This window comes from Anoxybacillus andreesenii, assembly GCF_030813005.1.
Classification (GTDB): domain Bacteria; phylum Bacillota; class Bacilli; order Bacillales; family Cytobacillaceae; genus Robertmurraya; species Robertmurraya andreesenii.
Genome location: NZ_JAUSTU010000005.1, coordinates 51,941 through 73,274, shown reverse-complemented (window position 1 = coordinate 73,274; position 21,334 = coordinate 51,941). Strand labels below are relative to the sequence as shown.

Below are 21,334 nucleotides of genomic sequence, written 5' to 3'. Positions count from 1 at the left end.
TTGGTACAAGGAGTACAAATCAATGAGAAGCTTGACTAAACCAATGGTCCTGTTTATTTTCGTGTTATTTTTGGTTGCCTGTAAAGGAGAGCAATACCCTTCAATCCTTGATCAGGGCGATCTGGCAATAACAGTAAATCTTAAGGATCAGACAATCTCATTTGTAAATATACATAAGGGCGAGAAAATTGAAGAGTGGCAAATGGATAAGCCTTATGTAGGAGGAATGGTCATGCCAGATGGCGACCACCTCCTGTTATATGGAAAACAAGCAGACACCATTGATCTTTTTTCGTTAAGGGAGGGGAAGAAGACCGCTAGCTGGAACACGGGAGCTGGAATCGCAAACGGGAAGGTACTAGAAAATCAAGAAGAGATTGCTTTTGCCGATCAAGCCTTAAATGCCATTCGTTTTTATACGCTGGATGGAAAGGAATTAGCACGGGTGAAGGTTGATGATGGTCCTCTTACCCTCCTTGAGGATAGTAAAGGCAAATTTCTCTACATTATCAGCTACCAATCTAATAGTCTATCGATCGTCGATATTTTTAATAAGAAAAAGGTTGGTGGCTTCTCCATTCATTCTCAGGCAACAGGAGGATTACTGAGGGAGGACAAAGGAGAAATTTGGATTGGCGGCCACGGAGAAGGAACGGAGACTGAAACAGATATTCATGTCTATGATGCAAGTTCTGGCGCTCTCGTAAGAACGATTCCTGCGCCGGTTATGCCGATTAATTTTGCCGAGAAAAATGATTTCATTTACGTCTTAAGCCACGGCTCAAGTACCCTATATAAGCTTGATCACGCTGGAGTCGAATTAGGATCTATCAAAATTGGCGCCAATCCTTTTGATATGAAAATCCTCGGTGAAAATATCCTGGTAGCCGGCTATGATAGCAACGATATTCATCTTATTAAGGCAGAAAACCTACAGAATGTATCGACTATTTCAGTTGGAAAGGGACCGTTTCAGCTGATTTTAAGGGAGAGAGTGAGCAGTGAGTGAAATACGAGTCCTGATTGTAGATGATGAAGAAGACATGCGCAATTTGGTGCAAATGTATTTAGAAAATGCTGGGTTTATTTGTTATCAAGCTTCAAGTGGAAAGGCCGCCTATGAAATATTAAAGGAGAAACAATTGGACCTTATGCTGCTTGATATTATGATGCCGGATGAGGATGGATACGAGGTATGCAAAAACGTCCGTGAGCTCTCAGACTTACCGATTATTTTTCTTTCTGCCAAAGGGGAGGAATGGGATAAGGTGAAGGCCTTTGGACTGGGTGCGGATGATTATATTGTGAAGCCCTTTAGTCCTGGGGAGTTAACAGCAAGAATTCAAGCAGTTATTCGCAGGACCGGAAATGCGTCTTTCTCTGAACATGTCCATCGCGTCGGAAAGATTACCATCGATAGTAAGGCTCGTACGGTGCTGGTGGACGGGGATACGATTTCTCTCACCTTAAAGGAATATGAGATGCTGCTTTTTTTCGTGAAGAATAAGGGGCAATCTCTCAGCAGGGAACAATTGCTAGAACGTATTTGGGGAATGGATTATACCGGTAGCTTGAGAACCGTTGATACACATATCAAAACATTAAGAATGAAATTGGGAACCGGGGACTACATTCAAACGATCTGGGGAATTGGCTATAAGTTTGAGGTGCCAAAGGAATGAATTTGCGCTCTCTTTCACTTTCTACGAAGATTTGGCTGACGATCATAGCATCGATTTTGATTACGGTAATTTTTTCCTATCTGCTTTCAAACCTATTTTATGAAAAACTATACGTCGAGAATTTAGAGAAAACCTTGCTTTCAGAAGGGAAGCTCCTAGCAAATGATTACAAAGGCGGCCCACTGGATGATGAGTTAAGAGAAAGAATAGAATGGTATAATTCCAAGAATGATTTTGAAGTATTTGTTGTCAGCAATCCCAAGGAATTAGCGGCATGTTTTCCGTTTGAAACGAATCATGTGACATTAATTGAGGAAAAAGAACGGGAGCAGCTTTTAGAAGGGAAGACCATCCAAAAGCAAGGCTTTGAAGAAAGATTTAATCGGAAAATATTAGCTGTCATTATCCCACTTCTTGATGACAGTAGGTTAGAAGGAATCATTTATCTCTATGTGCCACTTGCGCGAATTACAGAGCTGACAAAGGATTTCACCTATTTGTGGCTAATTGCCGCAGTTCTTTTTCTTGTCATTTCCTTTTACTTAGGAACTTTATTGGTAAAGAAATTAACGAGGCCACTTCAGCAAATGAAGGCAGCAGCTGACAAGCTTTCAAAAGGGGACTATTCTGTTCGTGTTCTCCAAACTTCTGATGATGAAGTTGGCCAGCTCGCACGCGCATTCAATCATATGTCTTCCTCGATTCAAAAAGAGGATGAGAGGAAAAAGGAGTTTCTCGCCAATGTTTCCCATGAATTAAGGACGCCTCTTAGCTATGTGAATGGGTATACGGAGGCTTTGTTATTGGGAATCGTGAAAAGTGAGGAAGAAAAAGAGAAATACCTTGCCCTCATCCATCGCGAATCAAAAAGAATGGAAAGATTAGTTGGAGACTTATTGGATTTGACAAAGCTTGAAACCGATGAGTTTCAGCTCCTAAAAACACCGCTCCCTCTTGCACAGCTAGTAGAGGAAGCAATCGAAAAGTATAGGCTTCCTTTGAAAGAAAAAAATATCAAACTCTCAACCCATTTAGATCCTGATATCATTATTTTAGGTGACGAAGGAAGAATGGAGCAGGTTATCCAAAATATGATGGATAATGCGATGAAATATACGGAGAAAGGGGAAATCACGCTCCATTTAGAAAAACACGCTGAAGGCTGTATCCTTTCAATTACGGATACTGGTGTGGGCATTCCAGAGAAGGATCTCCAGCATATTAAGGAGAGATTTTATCGTGTGAATAAGGCACGGACAAGGCTTGATGGCGGTACAGGGCTCGGCTTGGCCATTTCCGATAAAATTATTGCACTTCATCAGGGGAAATTAAGAATTTCTAGCCAACTTGGAAAGGGAACAAGAGTAGATATAATTCTGCCTGTTCTGGAATTGGATGAACTGTAAATAGAAAAACATTGAAATTTCACTTATTCTTCACAAATTGATGGTAAAATAATAAAGTTACATAAGGACAAAGGAGAAGAATTGCATGAAAAAGTTTTTATTCATTTTGGTATTTTTACTTGGAGTGGGATTCATGGCAGCATGCTCAGATAAAGATAAAGATAAAGGGGAAGCTGAGCCGCAGTTTATTGATGTGAAGCTGACAGTTCATCCTGAAAAGGGTGAGGCGGGTGAGCCTGTCACGATTGAAGCGAAGGTTACATATGGGGATGAAGAGGTAAAAGATGCAGATGTCCAATTTGAGATTTGGAGGGCTCATGATGAGCATCATGAAAAAGTCAAAATTGAGCATGCTGAAAAGGGCATTTATCGATTAGAAAAAAGCTTTGAGCAAGAGGGAACCTATTATGTCGTCTCCCACGTCACAGCGAAGGAAATGCATAATATGCCGAAAAAGGAATTTGTTATTGGAGAGGCTAGTGAGCCAGAGGATGCTTCCTCATCATCACATATGAATATGGATGAAGAACATGGCGACCATAATGATAATGAGCATTAAGCTGAATAGGGAAGATAAATAAGCAGCTGCTATGAAGCTGCTTATTATTTTTTGGTGAGAACTGGCAACGTTTTCAGAAGACGTCCTCCCTAAAATTTTTCGTTAATGTCAATTTCTGAGAATTGGAGATCGATGTTCTTCTGTAATCTAATTTCAAGGGTACCATCCTGGTAAGTCGCTTTTGTTCCTTTTTTCCTAACAATCGCAGGAAGAGTAATGGTATGCTTATCCTCCCAGTCAGGCATATGCCTGATAATAAGCTGATTTGAGGTATGGGCAATTTTGATATCCTTCAAGCTATCCTTGTCTTTAATGGGGATGATCACAAAGACATCATCATGTGTTTCAAAAACACGGGCATCGATTTCGGGAGGAGATTCCTCGTTTTGCGGAGGGCTGGTTTCCATTATGGGAGGGGTCATTCCAAAATTCATTCCGTTCATTTCAGGCGGGAACATTTTCCCCATCATGTCATATACATATTTCTCTATTTCTTGTGGCTTCATTTTTTGTAGCTTCTTGAACATATCCTGATTAAATGGAGAGAAACCCCATGGGAACATAACGGTCATCCTTTCCAACAGACTCAAGCTGTCAAATGTATCCATATCGATATACTATGCAAAGCAAGAGAAAACGTTAAGTGTTGATTGGTCAATTACATGAAAAAAATCGAAACATTTGCATATAATGGATATTCTTTTTACTATAGATATAAGAAAAAAAGTATTGTGAGGTTATTTATTTTGCGAATAAAAACCGCCTTAATTACTGGAGGAGCGACCGGAATCGGGAAGAGGACTGCGCTTGAGCTTGCAGAGAAGGGACATAACCTAGTTATCAATTACCGTCATAGCGAACAAGAAGCGAGGAACCTAGCCAACCATCTAAGTCACACATACGGAACAAAAAACATCATTGTTCATGGGGATATTGCGAGTCCCAAGGACTGTGAAAAAGTTGTTGATTCCGCATTAGCTTTTGCCTCATCTATAGACATCTTAATTCATAATGCCGGTCCCTATATACATGAACGAAAAAAAATGGTTGACTACAGCTTTGAGGAATGGAACTACATTATCAATGGAAATTTGAATACTGTTTTCTATTTATCCAAGCTACTGATTCCAGGGATGAGAAATCAAGGCTGGGGCCGTATTATCACGATTGGCTTTGATCGTGTGGAATCGAGTCCAGGATGGGTGTATCGTTCTGCCTTTGCTGCCGCCAAAACAGGCTTAGCCTCACTAACGAAGACGATTGCCATCGAGGAGGCAGGCTACGGCATTACGGCGAATATGGTCTGCCCAGGTGATATTGTTGGAGAATGGAAGGAAAAAGCCATTGAGGAAGCTTTGATGGTGGTTGACGAGGATTCACCGGTTGGTAGACCAGGAACAGGGGAAGACATTGCGCGGGTCATTTCCTTTCTCGTGTCAGAACCATCAAGCTTTATTACGGGGAGTATCATCCCTGTTACAGGTGCTAAAGATGTTCTTGGAAAAATATATAAAAATTGAAACCTATAGAGTTGCCCTTGATCATTCATAGTCTCCTTTTTCCTGCATATAGTGTATGGACAAGCATTTCGGAGAGGAGAATGTGAATGGCTTATCAGGGATCAAAGGGCTGGTATGTTCAGAAATTAAGAGAATTAGGGGTTCGTTATCACCCGATTGATCGAAGAAAACTGGAATTATACAAAACCTATGTTCTCAGAAATCTCTATTTGGAGACAATTAAAAAAGTAAAATAATCATGCTGAGCCCTTAAAGTCTTCCTTAGGGGCTTTTCTGTTATAGAAATAGTTTCCTTCATGATTTTGTCAACAAGTTTTTTCGTTTTTATGAACATTTTGTTTTCTTGAATGAAAACGCTATCATTTGTGAGAGAATAGGAATATAAAAAATTTGAAGGGAAGCGGTTGTGATGGATTTTAGTCTAAACAGAATTAACCCAAATCAGACCCAGGTGCTTTTCACGGATGGCCGTTTTGAAACACTCACAAATGAAGAACTTGAGGATCTATTGGCGCAGATGTCGTTAAGCGAGAACTCTGAAACCAACATGGACCTAACAAATTAGAAACCCCATAAAAAATTTATGGGGTTTTCTTGTTAGCTAGAGCTGAAATCGCCCTAGGCTTCTAGCAAATGGCTATTTTCCTGTGTCTCATGTCCATGTCTTAACACATGGAGAGAATAAAGGTCCTTCGGAATCTCAAATAGATGGTATTGATGCTCGCCAGGATTAAGCCGTTCATAAATTTCCGGCCGGGTTTCATTTGCATGAATCACATACGGAAGCTTCTCCGCGGCCTTTAAGGAACGAATGTTTTCCTTGCGAATTCTCATATAGACTGTTTCAATTCCAAGCGAATAAAAGATTTCATCAAAAAAAGCATCCTTTGCCGGTTTATTATAACCTCTGCCATGGTAGGGTTTACCTAGCCATGTACCTAGAAATCCAGCATGGTCCTCAATATCGAATAAATTGATCGTACCGATCGGTGTGCCCCACTCATCAAGGATCGTCCTCGAAATGAGTTCACCACGTTCCTCCGCCTCAATTGTTTGCTTTGTTAAGAACATAAATTCCTCATAGGAATAGGCCTTTTGACGCACAAAAGGGAAGACATCTGGATGCATCATTAGTTCAAATAAAATCTGGCTGTCATGTAGTTCACGTTTCTTGAGCATGTAATTCCCTCCCGATGAGGACAGTCCATTCCCATGCATAAAGAGACTTAGACCCACCCTCGAAATTTTTTGTAATGTTGCTAAAAAATTTCGGGGTGGGAATCGAACCCACTAGAACCAGTTCTATCTACTGGTGGCGCACCATTTGCCTTCCCTATTTCTTTTTATGTTAGGCTTTAATAAGCTTTTTCCTTAATTCTTTTTGTATCATACAGGAAAATTTATAAAAAGAAAATAGGTTTTTTACAAAAAAATTTTGCTAAAATGTGACCTTTTTTTACAAGATTCCTTTTGTTTGTTCCATTAAAATATTCCTGCAAGCTGGAGCACGATGACACTGAATCCTAGAACCCATACATAGACAGCAAAAACTTTCAAACTCCTCCGCTTCAAAAAATTCAACATCCAGACAACAGCGAAATATCCAAATAGAGCGGAAGCAATCGTTCCTACTAAAAGACTCCCAAGGCTTACCGCTTCAATATGGCCGGTAAATAATTCGCCCGTTTGGAGCACGATTCCACCTGCAATGGCAGGAATGGATAGAAGGAAGGAAAAATACGCAGCGGTTTCTCTATCCAGCTTACGAAATAGTCCGGCAGCAATTGTCAGGCCTGAACGTGAGACTGCTGGGAAGATCGCTGCCGCCTGGAAGGAGCCGATAAAAAGCGCATCCCCATAACTAATACTGTCCATCTTTTTTGCACCCTTTTTGACGCCATCGGCAATCCAAAGGATGAAGCCAGTGAATAAAAACTCCCATCCCACCGTTACCCCTGTTTTAGAAATGGATTCAAACAGATCACTTAAGAAAAATCCTACGATCACAGCAGGGATTGTTCCAACGACGAGCAGGAGGGAAAGCTTTCCAAAAGGATTTTTTACGATCTGAATGAGTTCTTCCTTATAAATGACGAGAACCGCCAATAATGTTCCGATGTGAAGCATCGTGTCAAGAAAGAGTCCTGCTTCATCCAGCCCAAATAAATGCCGGCCTAAATAAAGATGCCCAGTGCTTGAAATGGGTAAAAATTCCGTTAGACCTTGAATGATTCCAAGAATGAAAGCTTCGAGTTTTGACATCATAAGTATGATCACCCTTTAGAGATAGTTGTCCTACGTAAACAGCCCTCTATCTAAAATGTATTCAGCTTGTCTAAATCAAGAACACTGGAGGCAAATTTTAAAAAATTGAAACCTTTATGAACTTCATGCGTAAGAATTTATAGAAGGAAAAGTTGAAGGAGGGAATGAAATTGCCAAGTAATGATGAACGTTTATTTGCTGCACTAATCTATGTTATAAGCTTTTTTACTGCCTTTATTGGGCCGTTAGTAATATGGCTAATCAAGAAGGACGAATCACCATATGTGGACTATCATGGGAGAGAGTATTTTAACTTTTTTATCTCTTATACGGTCTACACGATCATCAGTACGATTTTGATGATCGTTCTGATTGGCTTCATAACGATTTGGATCGTGGGGATTCTTTATTTCGTCTTCACCATCATTGCAGCGATCAAAGCTTATGAAGGAACTACCTACAAAATTCCATTTATTTTCCGTCTCATTCGTTAAATTAGACTACCGCACCCTGAAACAATCAGGGTGTTTTTTTATTGCAAAAAAGATTATTTAATACTGAACGATTTTGGGAGTTGGTCGTCTTATAGGTGAATGCAAGCAACGAAGGAGGAATTATAAATGGAAATATTAGAGTCGATTAACTGGGGGATCCTACTGCCTATTCTTGTTATTCAGCTGATTTTGTTGGTGGTAGCAATTATAGATCTAATCAGGATTGAAAAGACAAACGGTCCAAAATGGTTATGGGTATTGTTGATCCTATTCGTAAATATTATTGGTCCTGTGCTTTATTTTGTGATTGGAAGGAGAAACCAATAATGTCTGTCATCCAGGTAAAAGATTTGAAAAAAAGCTTTCAAAGCGTAGAAATTATCAAAGGGATCAATTTTACGCTACAAGAGGGAAGATGTATTGCTTTGCTTGGCCCAAATGGCGCTGGGAAAACAACTACCTTGAGAATGCTTTCAGGGTTGATGAAGCCAAGCTCTGGGTCTGTCAACTTTTCAGGGTTGGAAAAAGAAACGGATATTCGCCAATTTATCGGCTATTTACCACAGCATCCTATTTTTTATGAGTGGATGACCGGTAGAGAGTTTCTTGAATATGTGGGGAAGCTTGCCGGAATGTCAAAGGCAGATGTGAAGAAGCGTACGGATGAATTGCTAGAGCTGGTCGGAATTGCTGATGCGAAGAATAGAAGGATTGGAAAATATTCAGGTGGAATGAAGCAAAGGCTCGGTATTGCCCAAGCGATCATTCATCGCCCCAAGCTTGTCATGCTTGATGAACCAGTATCTGCTCTTGATCCAATCGGGCGCAGAGAGGTGCTGGAATTATTAGAGAAACTAAAAGAGGAAACAACGGTTTTGTTCTCAACCCATATCTTGAATGATGCGGAGGAGGTATGCGACGACATTCTCTTCCTTCATAAGGGGAAGCTAGTGGAATCTGGGACGATGGAGGAGCTAAGAGAAAAATACCAGCAAGCAAAAATTGACCTAGTCTTTCGTGATGATATGGAGGGGATCCTGAAAAGCTTTTCTGAGAAAGGATTGCTTCAGTCCTATTTGATCGAAGGTGGCAAAGCCAGTGTGATGGTGGAAAATATTGAAGAAGCAAGACGAGCGATTGTAGAGGAGGTCATGAAGGAAAACCTGCCATTAGTCAAATTTGAGATTAACAGAACGAGTTTGGAAGATGTATTTATGAAGGTGGTGCAATCATGAGACAATGGTTTATTTTGTTCAACAAGGAAATGCTCGAGATGGCGCGAAACTTTAAGTGGGTTTGGGTTCCGATTGCCTTTATCCTGATAGGGGTGATGGATCCAATCACCACCTATTATATGCCGCAAATCCTAGATTCAGTTGGAGGGCTGCCAGAAGGAACGGTGATCGAAATGCCTACACCTCCAGCGCCAGATATCCTGATGATGTCGATCGGCCAATATAACATGTTTGGAGTCTTAATTATTGTTTTGATTACGATGGGGCTTATTGCTGGAGAGCGCAAAAGCGGAGTAGCAGGAATCATTCTCGTCAAACCGGTTTCATTTAGCTCTTATATTACGGCGAAATGGGCTGGAGGGCTTCTGCTCGTTTGGGTTTCCTATTTTGCGGGGTTACTTGCATCGTGGTACTATGTAGGAATTCTATTTAAGTGGATCCCTTTTGGGGACTTCATTCAGGCATTTTTCACTTATGGAATCTGGCTTTCCTTTGTCTTAACAGTTACGATCTTTTTTAATGCATTCTTTCGATCTCCAGGTGTTGTCGGCTTTGCTTCGATCGCAACGGTCATCGTTTTATCGCTTGTTAGCGGTTCTCTTTCCCATCTGCTTGAATGGAGTCCCGCACAAATAGCAGGATATACAGGGGAATTTCTATCCACTCACTCCTTCCCCGAAGCGATGCTGCCAACAACTCTACTAGCGGCAGGGGGAATCGTACTTCTATTAATTGGCGCCATTTTAGTTTTTCGCAAGAAAGAATTGGCAGCCTAACATGACAGAAATTGATATTCACTTAAGTTACGAGAAATCGCCCTACATGGAGCGGTTTCTTTTTTAAATCTAGAATGAAAGGAGAAGAAAAGAATATAAATAAAGTATACATCCTTATTCCGGGAGAGGGGTTTTTCGATTGTGGCTATGGGTATGGTTTGTCATTTTGCCATTTTTGATTCTAGCTATTTTGGAGGAAATGATAGAATTCTTTGTTCAACGCTATATGCTGGGGCCCGCGGAATGGGAGGGTAAATTGAAAGATATATTCGCGAGAAGCTACAGCGGGTTGAAAAAGAAACTGAGATTAAAACAATCTGAATAATCCATAGTTATCAGACAAGGAGAGTCCTTATGAATATCCAACAATACTATCGTCTAGCAGCTAACACCTCATTGAATGGTAGTCTTGCTGCGCTCATTCCAGTAGTGGTCCTCATCATATCTAATTTCTTCCTATTTCCTAAAAAAGAATGGGTTTTACTTTCTGTTCCATTTCTTTTCTATAGCTTTCTGTCCTATCAGGTCTATCTTATCAATCAAGAGCGTTTTAGCCGCTCAAAAGTGAACTCAGGGGAAAAACAAGTTGTTCATCCTTTAGAGGAAAGTCAGCTTCTCCTTACTTTTCTGCCAGCTCCCTCCCTAAGGCTGCTTTTCTTTTGTTCAAATGGACAGGCCTGTGGAGAAATAAAGGATTCATATTTTACAAAGCTTCGTTGGTTGTTGCCTTACTTTTTGGATAAAATGCTTCCGGCCGAGTATAGACTTGTGGATGGGGGGCAGTATTTGCTTGCAACGATAAGGTGGAGAAAACATAGAGCTATAGTGAAGGATGAACATGGCCAAGGGATGATGACAATCATGGCAAAGGATAATCGACGATTTCATGTAATAACAGAGAATAGTTCCCACTCTATCCATGTCAAAACAGAAACCCTTCATACTGATATTCAATTCCTTGATGAGAATCAACATGTATTAGCACGGGTAAGAAAGGGCTGGATGCCGTTAGAATGGGGACGAAGCTTTGTAGATGCGAACACGCCCATTTTTTCATTGGATGAGAATCTAGCAAGGGAAGAAAGACTTGCCATTGTTGCGATCCTCGCAAAATTCTATCGGTACTACAATCACTAATGCGCCCTTGTACGAAGCAATTGATTGGCTTCCTCCTACAACAAGTAGTAGAATGATCGAAGAGTGATCAAATAAAGGGGTTTCATTCGTGAAAAAAATTGGATTAGCTATTGGAATCATCGTTATTTTTCTATTTATTTTGGATCAGACAATTTTTAAGGATAAAGGACCTAATCATGTATCGAAGCAAAGTAGCACCTATCCAAAGGTGGAAGATCAGGCTTCTGTGCCAATCGGTCTTGATGAAGATGAAAAGGCGCCATCTTTTACAATCCAGACAATAGATGGAAAAGAGGTTTCACTTGAGCAATTTCGAGGAAAGAAAATTCTCTTGAATTTCTGGGCAACCTGGTGTCCACCTTGTAAAAAGGAAATGCCGGAAATGCAGAAGTTTTATGAGGAGTATGAGTCTAAGGATTATCTAGTCCTCGCAGTCAATGTGACGGTAGCGGAAAAAACCTCAAAGGCGGTCTCGAGCTTTGTAGATGACTATGGTTTAACCTTCCCAGTCCTCATGGATGAAAAAGGAGAGGTGGCCCATCAGTTCGAAATACTTTCTTATCCAACCTCTTACTTTATTGATTCAGATGGGATTATTAGAAAAAAAATCGTCGGTGGATTAAGCAAGGAAATGTTGTATAGAGAGATGAGCTTACTACCATAAAGGTAACGGAGAGAGAGGCCGTTACCTTTTTTATTTATCTCGACTCAAGATTGGATGTTTCTACACCCTGCTCCAGCGCTTGTCGGGATAGTCTTTCCAGGATTCTTCTCTTGCAAGAGGTAAACCGCATAATTGCTTTACGTTATGGCTTAGAAAAAGTTTCATATACAAGGTAGCCTAAAAAATATTTATTGTTTACAATCTTCGACAACAATATTCCTCATAATCAGTTAAAATAGGCATATTACCTACTAGAAATAGAAATGGAGGGATATGACATGGAGGTATTTGTTGCGAAGCAGCCTATTCTTAATAGCAAAGAAGAGGTAGTTGCTTATGAGCTTCTATATCGAAGCAGTCATGAAAATTCCTTTCCAAATATTGATGGAGATCAAGCAACGGCGGACGTCATTATTAATAGCTATTTAAATATTGGAATCGAAGAGCTTTCAAAGGGAAAGCCTTGCTTTATTAATTTCACCGAAAAACTTCTCCAAATGAAGCTCCCCACATATTTTGGGCCAAGGGAGATTGTTGTTGAAATTTTAGAATCGGTCCAGCCATCTGAGGAAATCATCGAAATTTGTAAAGAACTGAAGCAGCTCGGGTATCAAATCGCCTTAGATGACTGTGTGGTGAATGTTGAGGATGAAGGGGCAAATACACTATTTCAAATAGCTGATTATGTGAAGGTGGATTTTTTATCAACGGATAGGAATGCTAGAAAAAGGATCGAATCTCTGGCGAAAGACTTAAACATTAAAATGATAGCCGAAAAAATAGAAACGCTCGAAGTATATGAGGAAGCGATTGAAAATGGCTACGAATTTTTTCAGGGCTATCTTTTTGCAAGACCTACGATTGTTTCTAGCTTTGATATTCCATCCTTTTTCTTTTTTGATTTTTCATCCATTGAGGATTTGTCCTTAAATGAGGCGACCCTTGATCTCGTTACCGAGCTGATTGAGAAGGATCCTTCTCTCTCGTATAAGCTTCTAAAGCTAGTGAATACACCATTCAATCGTTCGAAACTAAAAATATACTCTGTTAAGCAGGGTGTGATGCTGCTCGGTTTAATCGAAATTAAGAAATGGCTCCATGTTTTGTCGGTTCGTGAACAGATAGGGGGGGATTTAATTCATACAAAGGATGCCATCAAGCTTTCCCTGACAAGGGCGAAAATGTGTGAATCGATTGATAAGCTCAGAAGAAATTGCCCGACGACCTCTGCTTATTTTACCTTAGGGATGTTTTCGATGGTTGATAGAATTGTTGGGGTTTCAATGGAAGAAATTATTTGTGATTTGCCTCTACTGGATGATCTCACTGACGCACTAACTGGAAATCAAAATCACTACAAAGATGTTCTTGATTTAGTGACGGCTGTAGAAGAGGCCGAGTGGGGAATCATTACCGAAAAATGTCGTGATCTGGATATTGACGAAAAGGACCTTTTTAGAATATATGCGGAGTCTCTCAATTGGTCCAATGAAATCATTCAGCCAGAACAGCAGGATTTAATTTAACCTGATTAAATGAGGGAAAATATTGAATGACTCCTTTTTTTGTGGCAATCTAGAGACATTAAATGACTTCTTAGTGGGGGTTCGTAGATTGAAGATTGAAGTGATCAAATGCCATGGTTCCGGAAATGATTTTTTATTAATAGATGAATGGAATAATGACTATTCCTTTTCAGAAGTAGAAAGAAGCCATTTAGCGAAGGCATTATGCAGCCGGGATACAGACCTTGGAGCCGATGGGATTCTTTATGTTATGAAAAGTGAGCACGCTGATGGACGCATGCGTGTCTTCAATTCTGATGGTTCTGAGGCCTCGATGTGCGGCAACGGATTACGTTGTGTCGCCCGTTATATTTGTGAATATACTCAACAGGATTCTGCCCTGATTGAGACAATGAAGGCAGACCTTATGGTGCAACGGGAAAAGGATATCTATCCTGAAATTCCGACCTATTTGGTGGAAATTTCGCCGGTATCCTTCAAAGCTCAGGACCTGCCGTTAAATATCGATCAGGAATCGTTACTAAATGAAAAATTACCGACTTTGACGGAGGAAGTATCCTTTACCGCAGTGGCAGTACCAAATCCCCATTTGATTGCTGTTGTCAATCAACAACAATTAAGTTCCGAATTACAAAGGGAGCTTAGTGAGTATGTAAATGGACCGAATGAGCTGTTTCCCGATGGTGTGAATGTAAGCTTTGTGAAACCCTTAAAGAAGGGTGAAATCTTTGTAAGAACCTTTGAGAGAGGTGTGGGCTTTACCAATGCATGCGGGACAGCGATGTCGGCATCCACCCTCGTTAGCTGTCTTCAAGAACTGAATGAATTTGAAAAGCCTGTTGAGGTTTATAATAATGGTGGTAAGGTTAGATGTGTAGCGCACAGGAAAGGGGAAACCTATCAGATTGATTTGATCGGAAATGCATCCTATGTGTATCGAACAACCGTTGAGATCGATTTACGAGTACCTAATGAATTTAAGCTCACACCAAAAGTGGAATATGTCGAAGAGATCGAGCGATATGCAAAGCTGCAAGAGCAAGTGAAGGAATACCTAGAAAGGGTATAAATATAGGGATAAAGGGCAGGAAAGGCATGTCACTCAAGTTTTTTTAAGAAACTCGAGGACAGCATCAAATTCCTGCTCTTTTTTCGCTTGAAAATAGGTCCGAAAGGGGTCGCCCTTTGTTCTAATTCTCTTGATGATCATCGGGAGCTGAAAGTCCTCGATCCTCAAATTTTCATTCACTTCTTCCCAATAAAGTGGGCAAGCGACGGTTGCCTTCGGATTCCCTCTTGTTGAATAAGGAGCGATAATCGTTTTCCCTTCGGCATGCTGTAGATAATCAACATAAAGGCGATTTTCGCGCTTTTTCTTTATTCTCTCAATGGTAAAAAAGTCTGGCTCCTTGGCAACGAGATAATCGGCAATGAAAGAAGTGAAAAGTCTTGTATCGTCATAGGTATAGCGGTCTTCCGGCAATGGAATGTATATTTGTAGGCCCTTATTGCCTGATGTTTTAACAAAGCTTATCAGCTGCAAATGGTCAAGAACTTCTTTGATTAGAAGAGCAGCCTTAATAGCCAATTGAAAATGTTCCTTTGAGGGTGGATCTAAATCAAAAACAATTTCACTTGGTCCCTTGCTAAATATTGTTTGAAAGGGAATATGATATTCAAAGGAAATTTGATTCCCCAGCCAAAGTAATGTTTTTAGATTGTTGCAAACGATGTAGTTAATGCCGTCTTCCATTTTTGTTGCAACGAAATCAGGTGCATAATCCGGACAGTTTTTCTGGTAAAAGGCCTCGCCAAAAATGCCATGGGGGTAGCGAATCACCGTTAGTAATCGGTTTTCAAGAAAGGGGAGGAGATACGGTGATATTTCTCGTAAATAATGGAGAAAATCTATCTTTTGAATGTGAGGTTTTTCCCATAATGGCTTATCCGGATGAGTGATTTCTATCTCACTTGGCAGATTTTTACTCCGTTGGATAAATTTTTCATATGTGCAATCAAGTGGCGACAGATCAAAGCGGAAGTGATCAAAATGGGGCTCTCGCATTTGTTCGTCGACTATCTCCAAATATTTAAGGCCAACGCATATGGCTGGATGAACATAAATAAATTGGGAATCTTCCCTTGATTTGTTTTCCTTTATCGTTTGAAAGAGTGCTTGTTTTTCTTCAGGTTGAATCCCAAAGAGAAATTGTCCAATGGGAATTACTTTGTCACCATCAAATACGCCCACATAGAAATATCCATTCGATTTTTCATAGGCGGTGACAAAGCAAGAAACAAATTTCCAGTTCTTAAATTTAAGCCAAGACGTTGTACGTATCCCTTCTTCCCACTGGCTGTGAACCCGCTTTGCAACGATTCCTTCCCCATCAAAGAGAGTGACATTCTCCCAGGTCTGTTTGAAGTTGTCCGAGGAGGGAATAAATTGCAGAAGCTTCTCGCTCTTCTCATTAGGATTTTTTGGAAGCCCGGTTTTATCAAAAAAATCCTCTAATAGCTCCTTTCTTTCGATATAGGTTTGATCTCCAATCTCCTTGCCTCCTAATTGCAAGACATCAAAAATTAATAACTGACATGGGGCTTGTTTGGCACGTTCAGCGATTTTGGCCGTTGACCGCATTCTTCCTCTAATTTGAATGGCTGTGAAGCTTGCTTTGAAAGGATTCTCCAACGAGACGAGTTCACCATCAAAATGGAGAGGGAAATAAGGCTCAAACACGTTCTTATACTGGAAGAGAAATGTTTCAATTTCGGGAAAGGCTTCAAGCAAGGATTTTTCATTTCTACTGATGAGTTGAATCCCTTTCTCATTCCAAATGAGCATGGCTCGGAAGCCATCATATTTTACTTCATATCTCCAATCGTCTCCTTCAGGAACCTCAAACGTAAGGGTCGGCAGCATTGGTTTCAACGAATATCACCCCTGAAATTATTGCTAATAGTATTCCATCCATTTCCTATATTAATCGGTCGAACTACACACAAACTAATCTTAAAAGTGAGGGAGAACTCTTTATGCATACGATTTGGAAGGGTAGTATCAGCTTTGGTCTTGTCAATATTCCCATTAAGCTTCATTCTGCGACCGAGGATAAGGATATTAAGCTACGGAGCTTACACAAGGAATGCCATTCACCGATTAAATATGAAAAGGTCTGTCCCGTTTGTGAAGTGGAAATCAAGAATGAAGATATTGTCAGGGCCTATGAATACGCAAAAGGAAAATTTGTTGTTCTAGAAGATGAGGATTTAGAAAGCTTGAAAAAGAAAAATGAAGATAAGGCAGTAGAAATTATCGATTTTGTCAAAATGCAGGAAATTGATCCTATCTATTACGACCGCAGCTATTATATGTCTCCAGGAGAAGGTGGGGCAAAGGCATACTCACTTTTAAGAAAAGCGTTACAGGAGTCTGAGAAGGTTGGGTTAGCGAAAATTATCATCCGTTCAAAGGAACAGCTCGCAGTCATTCGCGTGTATGAAAATACCCTTGTGATGGAAACGATTCACTATCCTGATGAAGTGCGTGCCTCTGGGGACGTCCCCAATGTACCGATGGAGGAAAAGGTTACGAAGAAGGAATTGGATACAGCAATCCTCTTAATTGACCAGCTAACGACCGAGTTTGAGGCAGAAAAATATACAGATGATTATCGAAATGCATTGCTCGATTTAATTGAATCCAAGCGGACAGGAAAAGAGGTCGTCACTCCAACGGAAAAAGAGAAGAAGTCCAATGTCACGGACCTTATGGCCGCACTTCAAGCATCAATAGATCGGACAAAGCCAGTAAAGCCAGCTGCCAAAAAACGAACGACGAAGGCAAAAACTAAGAAAGAAGCATAAAGGTGAGAATCATTTGGTATAGTCTGATGTACTATACCAAATTTTTTATGATAAACTATGGAAAAAAGGGAAGGAAGGGAAGAGGTTGAAAATACTTGTTGTTGGCGCTGGGGCAGTTGGAGGATATTTTGGCGGACGATTACTGGAAAAAGGTGAGGACATTACTTTCCTAGTAAGAGAAAATCGAAAAAAGCAAATTGAAGAACACGGACTGATTATAGAAAGCGTTCATGGTGGAATGAAATTTGCTCCTAAATTAGTCACTAGGCTCGAGAATGAGGAGAAATACGATGTCATTCTATTGTCCACAAAGGCTTACCATCTTGAAGCTGCAATAGAGGATATTAGACCATTTGTTTCCGAAGAAACGATGATCCTGCCTTTATTGAATGGAATCTCCCATCTCGATTTATTGATTAGCGAATTTGGGGACCATCATATACTCGGTGGGCTTTGTTTCATCGAAACAACCTTAGCGGAACATGGGAAAATTGTTCAAACAAGCCCAATACATAATTTGGTGTTTGGGGAAAGAAGCGGGTTGGAAACAGAGCGAATCATGCGGCTGAAAGAATCATTCTCTAATACAAAGGCAAGCTTTATTTACAGTGAGAACATTCTTGCTGAAATGTGGAATAAATATATGTTCATTGCCGTTCTGTCTGGAGTCACAACCTTGATGAGAGCCCCAATTGGCCCCATTCGAGAGGTGGAGGGAGCATACCGAGTAGTGGAGAAAGTACTACTAGAGGTTTTTACGGTAATGGAGAAAATGGGTGCACCTGTTGGAACAGAATTGATTGATGAGCAGATGAGTAAGATAAAAGATATGAAGTATGAAATGAAGTCGTCCATGCAGCGTGATATGGAGAAGGGCTTGCCAACTGAAGCAGATCATTTTTTCAAATATTTGCTAGAAAATGCGGAGACTCATCAGTTAAGCACGCCTTACTTAGAGCTCATTCATGCCAATATTAAGGTCTATGAAAGGCAGCTCTTAAGCCAGCAGCAAAGAAATAGGAAACAAGGGTGTTGACATGTTGAATCAAAGAATATTACCTGCGTCAGGTAGCATGAAGGAGTTTGAACTGTTTCTAAAGAGTCCATTTGAATACGGAGTATTTCTAGAAATGCATATTGCTCAATTGAAGAATATTAGTCAAATGGCTAAGGCACATAATAAAAAAATGATCTATCATATAGATATGATTCATGGGATCAAAAACGATGATTTTGCGACTGAGTATATTTGTCAGGAATATAAGCCTTATGGAATTATTTCGACCAAATCCAACGTGATTCTTAAGGCGAAACAAAAAAAAGTAATTGCGGTTCAAAGGGTTTTTATGTTGGATTCTCATGCCCTAGAAAAGAGCTACAGACTGATAGAAAAAACACAACCTGATTATATCGAGGTTTTGCCAGGGGCGATGCCATGGATGATAAAGGAAGTGAAGGAAAGACTTAACACACCTATTCTAGCAGGTGGGCTGATAAGAACGAGGCAGGACGTTGAGAATGCGCTCAAAGCAGGAGCAACGGCCATTACAACCTCAAAGACTGAGCTTTGGGAGGACGAGAAGAACTAAAAAAAAGTTGTTGACAACGTTTACATACGAATATATACTAGCACTAAGTTAATAATAAGTGATATGAATTGGGAGAATCACACGGATTAAACATTAAGAGTTGATCTGTTGTATTCTCCCTTTTTTTATCGATTTTTTTAACAATCATAGAAGAGGAGAGAAAAGCTATGACACCATTTATGGGAGAATTGATTGGCACAATGATTTTGATTGTTTTTGGGGCTGGGATTGGAGCAGGAAATTCCTTAAAAGGCTCTTATTCAAATAATTCTGGGTGGATTGTGGTCACCATCGCATGGGGCCTAGCGGTTACGATGGGAGTTTTTGCCGTTGGCTCTATTAGTGGAGCTCATTTGAATCCCGCTGTCACTATTGCTTTAGCAATTGATGGAAGCTTTCCTTGGGTAGATGTACCAGGTTATATTTTCGCACAAATGATCGGTGCCATTCTTGGAGCAACTATCGTATTTCTTCATTATTTACCCCATTGGAAAGGTACAAAGGACCCAGGAACGAAGTTGGGAGTGTTTGCAACTGGTCCAGCAATTCCACATACTTTTTCAAATCTATTGAGTGAAATGATTGGTACTTTTATTCTAGTACTTGGACTATTATTTATTGGAGCGAACAAATTTACCGAAGGGTTAAATCCGATTGCAGTGGGACTATTGATCGTAGCCATCGGGATGTCACTTGGTGGTACAACAGGTTATGCGATTAACCCAGCCCGTGACTTAGGCCCAAGAATTGCGCATTTTATTTTGCCTATTCCAGGTAAAGGAAGCTCTAACTGGGGCTATGCTTGGATTCCGGTTGTAGGACCAATCTTAGGAGGAGCTTTGGGAGCGGTAATATATAAAGCACTATTTGTTGGAAGTCTTACTAGTTCATTCTGGATTGTAGTGGCTGTGTCATTAGTATTTCTTTTAGCTGCTTTTGCTATGAGTAAGAAGCAAGCTTATTAAAAGATAAATGATATGATAAGTAATAAAAAATAAAGAGGAGGATTCATCATGGAAAAATATATTTTATCTTTAGATCAAGGCACAACTAGTTCAAGAGCGATTCTTTTTAACCAAAAAGGGGAAATTGTGCACATTGCTCAAAAGGAGTTCACACAGTACTTTCCTAAGCCAGGCTGGGTTGAGCATAATGCCAATGAAATTTGGGGATCTATTTTATCCGTGATTGCAAGCGTTTTATCGGAATCAAATGTTAAACCTGAGCAAATTGCTGGAATCGGGATTACAAATCAGCGTGAAACGGCAGTTGTTTGGGATAAAGAGACGGAAAAACCAATCTATAATGCTATCGTTTGGCAGTCTAGACAAACAAGTGATATTTGTGAAGAGCTAAAAGAAAAAGGCTATAACGATCTTTTCCGTGAGAAAACAGGTCTCCTTATTGATGCGTATTTCTCAGGTACGAAGGTAAAATGGATTCTTGATCATGTGGAAGGTGCAAGGGAAAAGGCTGAACAAGGCAAGCTCCTTTTTGGAACAATTGATACTTGGTTAATTTGGAAATTATCAGGTGGCAAAGCCCATGTAACGGATTATTCCAATGCGTCACGTACGCTTATGTATAATATTCATGAATTAAAATGGGATCAAGAGCTTCTTGATATTTTAACAGTGCCTGCTTCGATGCTTCCAGAAGTACGCCCATCCTCTGAAGTGTATGCAAAAACGATTCCACATCACTTCTTTGGTCAAGAAATTCCGATTGCAGGAGCAGCTGGCGACCAGCAAGCAGCGCTATTTGGTCAGGCCTGCTTCCAAGAAGGAATGGCTAAGAATACGTATGGAACTGGCTGCTTTATGCTGATGAATACAGGGGAGAAAGCAGTTAAATCTGAAAATGGCCTTCTTACGACAATTGCATGGGGACTAGATGGCAAAGTGGAATATGCCCTTGAAGGAAGTATTTTTGTGGCAGGCTCAGCTATACAATGGCTCCGTGATGGCTTAAGAATGTTCAAGGATGCGAAGGAAAGTGAAGCATACGCCACAAGGGTAGATTCTACAGAAGGAGTGTATGTAGTACCTGCATTTGTAGGACTTGGTACTCCTTACTGGGATAGTGATGTACGCGGTTCAGTGTTTGGATTAACAAGAGGTACCACAAAGGAGCATTTCATCCGTGCTACATTAGAATCCCTTGCCTATCAAACAAAAGATGTTCTTTCTGCGATGGAGGCAGATTCAGGTATCCAGCTTAAAACACTACGTGTAGATGGAGGAGCAGTTAAGAATAACTTCCTCATGGGCTTCCAGGGAGATATCTTAAATGTTCCAGTTGAAAGACCACAAGTCAGTGAAACAACAGCTTTAGGCGCCGCTTATTTAGCAGGATTAGCAGTCGGCTATTGGGAAAGTGAAGAAGAGATTGCGAAGCAGTGGGCAATTGATAAGACGTTTACGCCTCAAATGGATGATAAATCCCGCGAGGAATTATATGATGGCTGGAAAAAAGCTGTAAAGGCTACGATGGCTTTTAAGTAAACTTTAAAAAAAGGATTTTAGTTGAGTGAAAAAGTTTGCATCTACCTTAATTTATGTTAAAATAACCTTAAGTTAATAAGTAGGTAGGAGATATGAGAATAACCACAAAA

The 21,334-nt window shown here is 40.3% G+C and carries 24 protein-coding genes; 20 read left to right on the top strand and 4 right to left on the bottom strand.

The window, feature by feature from the left end; all coding sequences use genetic code 11:
• Positions 1-22: 22 nt before the first annotated feature.
• The 4 genes from J2S07_RS06770 (at position 23) to J2S07_RS06755 (ending at position 3,647) form a co-directional block, all read left to right on the top strand.
• On the top strand, positions 23-1,009 hold the full coding sequence (locus tag J2S07_RS06770) for a YncE family protein (protein WP_307149655.1): 987 nt from the start codon (positions 23-25) through the stop codon (positions 1,007-1,009).
• Positions 1,002-1,682 (top strand): response regulator transcription factor, encoded by a 681-nt coding sequence (locus J2S07_RS06765; protein WP_307149654.1) that lies wholly within the window; start codon positions 1,002-1,004, stop codon positions 1,680-1,682. The genes J2S07_RS06770 and J2S07_RS06765 overlap by 8 nt, the downstream gene beginning before the upstream one ends.
• The gene (locus J2S07_RS06760; protein ID WP_307149653.1) at positions 1,679-3,088 is read left to right on the top strand and encodes a sensor histidine kinase; all 1,410 of its coding nucleotides are present in this window, start codon (positions 1,679-1,681) and stop codon (positions 3,086-3,088) included. Before J2S07_RS06765 ends, J2S07_RS06760 begins: the two co-directional genes overlap by 4 nt.
• An 85-nt stretch (positions 3,089-3,173) precedes the next feature.
• Positions 3,174-3,647 carry a FixH family protein gene (locus J2S07_RS06755; RefSeq protein ID WP_307149652.1) on the top strand — a complete coding sequence of 158 codons (474 nt, stop codon included), beginning with the start codon at positions 3,174-3,176 and terminating at the stop codon, positions 3,645-3,647.
• Between the two features lie 89 nt (positions 3,648-3,736).
• Here J2S07_RS06755 and J2S07_RS06750 read toward each other — a convergent pair whose 3' ends face one another.
• Entirely contained in the window at positions 3,737-4,210 is a 474-nt protein-coding gene (locus J2S07_RS06750) for an Hsp20/alpha crystallin family protein (RefSeq protein ID WP_307149651.1), read from the bottom strand.
• Between the two features lie 183 nt (positions 4,211-4,393).
• Here J2S07_RS06750 and J2S07_RS06745 point away from each other — a divergent pair, with 183 nt between their 5' ends.
• From J2S07_RS06745 to J2S07_RS06735, 3 genes are all read left to right on the top strand, one after another.
• Complete coding sequence (locus J2S07_RS06745; protein WP_307149650.1) at positions 4,394-5,167, top strand: SDR family oxidoreductase; 774 nt, start codon at positions 4,394-4,396, stop codon at positions 5,165-5,167.
• 86 nt (positions 5,168-5,253) lie between these two features.
• On the top strand, positions 5,254-5,403 hold the full coding sequence (locus tag J2S07_RS06740; protein ID WP_307149649.1) for a YflJ family protein: 150 nt from the start codon (positions 5,254-5,256) through the stop codon (positions 5,401-5,403).
• A 173-nt stretch (positions 5,404-5,576) separates the two neighbouring features.
• The gene (locus tag J2S07_RS06735; protein WP_307149648.1) at positions 5,577-5,732 is read left to right on the top strand and encodes a hypothetical protein; all 156 of its coding nucleotides are present in this window, start codon (positions 5,577-5,579) and stop codon (positions 5,730-5,732) included.
• Between the two features lie 53 nt (positions 5,733-5,785).
• Here J2S07_RS06735 and J2S07_RS06730 read toward each other — a convergent pair whose 3' ends face one another.
• Entirely contained in the window at positions 5,786-6,346 is a 561-nt protein-coding gene (locus tag J2S07_RS06730) for a GNAT family N-acetyltransferase (protein ID WP_307149647.1), read from the bottom strand.
• Between the two features lie 303 nt (positions 6,347-6,649).
• Positions 6,650-7,429: an undecaprenyl-diphosphate phosphatase gene (locus tag J2S07_RS06725; RefSeq protein ID WP_307149820.1), complete on the bottom strand. Its 780-nt coding sequence runs from the start codon at positions 7,427-7,429 to the stop codon at positions 6,650-6,652.
• 167 nt (positions 7,430-7,596) lie between these two features.
• On the opposite strand from J2S07_RS06725, the gene J2S07_RS06720 reads away from it, so the two are divergent.
• The 8 genes from J2S07_RS06720 to dapF all read left to right on the top strand — a co-directional run bounded on the left by J2S07_RS06720 (position 7,597) and on the right by dapF (position 14,333).
• The gene (locus tag J2S07_RS06720; protein WP_307149646.1) at positions 7,597-7,926 is read left to right on the top strand and encodes a DUF4870 domain-containing protein; all 330 of its coding nucleotides are present in this window, start codon (positions 7,597-7,599) and stop codon (positions 7,924-7,926) included.
• Positions 7,927-8,052: 126 nt separating this feature from the next.
• Positions 8,053-8,253, top strand: a complete 201-nt coding sequence (locus J2S07_RS06715) for a PLD nuclease N-terminal domain-containing protein (RefSeq protein ID WP_307149645.1) — start codon at positions 8,053-8,055, stop codon at positions 8,251-8,253.
• Positions 8,253-9,161, top strand: a complete 909-nt coding sequence (locus tag J2S07_RS06710; RefSeq protein ID WP_307149644.1) for an ABC transporter ATP-binding protein — start codon at positions 8,253-8,255, stop codon at positions 9,159-9,161. The genes J2S07_RS06715 and J2S07_RS06710 overlap by 1 nt, the downstream gene beginning before the upstream one ends.
• Positions 9,158-9,937, top strand: coding sequence for an ABC transporter permease (locus tag J2S07_RS06705; RefSeq protein ID WP_307149643.1), 780 nt, complete (start codon positions 9,158-9,160; stop codon positions 9,935-9,937). The genes J2S07_RS06710 and J2S07_RS06705 overlap by 4 nt, the downstream gene beginning before the upstream one ends.
• Positions 9,938-10,291: 354 nt before the next feature.
• The gene (locus tag J2S07_RS06700) at positions 10,292-11,074 is read left to right on the top strand and encodes a hypothetical protein (protein ID WP_307149642.1); all 783 of its coding nucleotides are present in this window, start codon (positions 10,292-10,294) and stop codon (positions 11,072-11,074) included.
• 88 nt (positions 11,075-11,162) lie between these two features.
• Entirely contained in the window at positions 11,163-11,738 is a 576-nt protein-coding gene (locus tag J2S07_RS06695; RefSeq protein ID WP_307149641.1) for a TlpA disulfide reductase family protein, read from the top strand.
• 278 nt (positions 11,739-12,016) lie between these two features.
• Positions 12,017-13,264 (top strand): EAL and HDOD domain-containing protein, encoded by a 1,248-nt coding sequence (locus tag J2S07_RS06690; RefSeq protein WP_307149640.1) that lies wholly within the window; start codon positions 12,017-12,019, stop codon positions 13,262-13,264.
• A gap of 88 nt (positions 13,265-13,352) precedes the next feature.
• The gene (dapF, locus tag J2S07_RS06685; RefSeq protein ID WP_307149819.1) at positions 13,353-14,333 is read left to right on the top strand and encodes a diaminopimelate epimerase; all 981 of its coding nucleotides are present in this window, start codon (positions 13,353-13,355) and stop codon (positions 14,331-14,333) included.
• A gap of 33 nt (positions 14,334-14,366) precedes the next feature.
• Here the strand turns inward: dapF and J2S07_RS06680 are convergent, their stop codons facing one another.
• Complete coding sequence (locus J2S07_RS06680) at positions 14,367-16,196, bottom strand: DNA ligase D (protein WP_307149639.1); 1,830 nt, start codon at positions 16,194-16,196, stop codon at positions 14,367-14,369.
• Positions 16,197-16,300: 104 nt separating this feature from the next.
• On the opposite strand from J2S07_RS06680, the gene ku reads away from it, so the two are divergent.
• The 5 genes from ku to glpK all read left to right on the top strand — a co-directional run bounded on the left by ku (position 16,301) and on the right by glpK (position 21,224).
• Positions 16,301-17,131, top strand: coding sequence for a non-homologous end joining protein Ku (gene ku / locus J2S07_RS06675; protein ID WP_307149638.1), 831 nt, complete (start codon positions 16,301-16,303; stop codon positions 17,129-17,131).
• 85 nt (positions 17,132-17,216) lie between these two features.
• Positions 17,217-18,167 (top strand): ketopantoate reductase family protein, encoded by a 951-nt coding sequence (locus J2S07_RS06670; RefSeq protein WP_307149637.1) that lies wholly within the window; start codon positions 17,217-17,219, stop codon positions 18,165-18,167.
• A gap of 4 nt (positions 18,168-18,171) precedes the next feature.
• Positions 18,172-18,720 carry a glycerol-3-phosphate responsive antiterminator gene (locus J2S07_RS06665; protein WP_307149636.1) on the top strand — a complete coding sequence of 183 codons (549 nt, stop codon included), beginning with the start codon at positions 18,172-18,174 and terminating at the stop codon, positions 18,718-18,720.
• 167 nt (positions 18,721-18,887) lie between these two features.
• Entirely contained in the window at positions 18,888-19,685 is a 798-nt protein-coding gene (locus J2S07_RS06660; RefSeq protein ID WP_307149635.1) for an MIP/aquaporin family protein, read from the top strand.
• Positions 19,686-19,733: 48 nt separating this feature from the next.
• Positions 19,734-21,224, top strand: coding sequence for a glycerol kinase GlpK (gene glpK, locus J2S07_RS06655; RefSeq protein ID WP_307149634.1), 1,491 nt, complete (start codon positions 19,734-19,736; stop codon positions 21,222-21,224).
• Positions 21,225-21,334 lie beyond the last annotated feature (110 nt).

What these genes read in the sequence shown, in the direction of transcription:
- J2S07_RS06715 (WP_307149645.1), top strand. Translation starts at nt 8,053, where the DNA reads ATGGAAATATTAGAGTCGATTAACTGGGGGATCCTACTGCCTATTCTT.
- J2S07_RS06690 (WP_307149640.1), top strand. Translation starts at nt 12,017, where the DNA reads ATGGAGGTATTTGTTGCGAAGCAGCCTATTCTTAATAGCAAAGAAGAG.
- ku (WP_307149638.1), top strand. Translation starts at nt 16,301, where the DNA reads ATGCATACGATTTGGAAGGGTAGTATCAGCTTTGGTCTTGTCAATATT.
- J2S07_RS06730 (WP_307149647.1), bottom strand. Translation starts at nt 6,346, where the DNA reads ATGCTCAAGAAACGTGAACTACATGACAGCCAGATTTTATTTGAACTA.
- J2S07_RS06760 (WP_307149653.1), top strand. Translation starts at nt 1,679, where the DNA reads ATGAATTTGCGCTCTCTTTCACTTTCTACGAAGATTTGGCTGACGATC.
- glpK (WP_307149634.1), top strand. Translation starts at nt 19,734, where the DNA reads ATGGAAAAATATATTTTATCTTTAGATCAAGGCACAACTAGTTCAAGA.
- J2S07_RS06770 (WP_307149655.1), top strand. Translation starts at nt 23, where the DNA reads ATGAGAAGCTTGACTAAACCAATGGTCCTGTTTATTTTCGTGTTATTT.
- J2S07_RS06705 (WP_307149643.1), top strand. Translation starts at nt 9,158, where the DNA reads ATGAGACAATGGTTTATTTTGTTCAACAAGGAAATGCTCGAGATGGCG.
- J2S07_RS06735 (WP_307149648.1), top strand. Translation starts at nt 5,577, where the DNA reads ATGGATTTTAGTCTAAACAGAATTAACCCAAATCAGACCCAGGTGCTT.
- J2S07_RS06740 (WP_307149649.1), top strand. Translation starts at nt 5,254, where the DNA reads ATGGCTTATCAGGGATCAAAGGGCTGGTATGTTCAGAAATTAAGAGAA.
- J2S07_RS06660 (WP_307149635.1), top strand. Translation starts at nt 18,888, where the DNA reads ATGACACCATTTATGGGAGAATTGATTGGCACAATGATTTTGATTGTT.
- J2S07_RS06725 (WP_307149820.1), bottom strand. Translation starts at nt 7,429, where the DNA reads ATGTCAAAACTCGAAGCTTTCATTCTTGGAATCATTCAAGGTCTAACG.
- J2S07_RS06755 (WP_307149652.1), top strand. Translation starts at nt 3,174, where the DNA reads ATGAAAAAGTTTTTATTCATTTTGGTATTTTTACTTGGAGTGGGATTC.
- J2S07_RS06750 (WP_307149651.1), bottom strand. Translation starts at nt 4,210, where the DNA reads ATGTTCCCATGGGGTTTCTCTCCATTTAATCAGGATATGTTCAAGAAG.
- J2S07_RS06710 (WP_307149644.1), top strand. Translation starts at nt 8,253, where the DNA reads ATGTCTGTCATCCAGGTAAAAGATTTGAAAAAAAGCTTTCAAAGCGTA.
- J2S07_RS06700 (WP_307149642.1), top strand. Translation starts at nt 10,292, where the DNA reads ATGAATATCCAACAATACTATCGTCTAGCAGCTAACACCTCATTGAAT.
- J2S07_RS06720 (WP_307149646.1), top strand. Translation starts at nt 7,597, where the DNA reads ATGAAATTGCCAAGTAATGATGAACGTTTATTTGCTGCACTAATCTAT.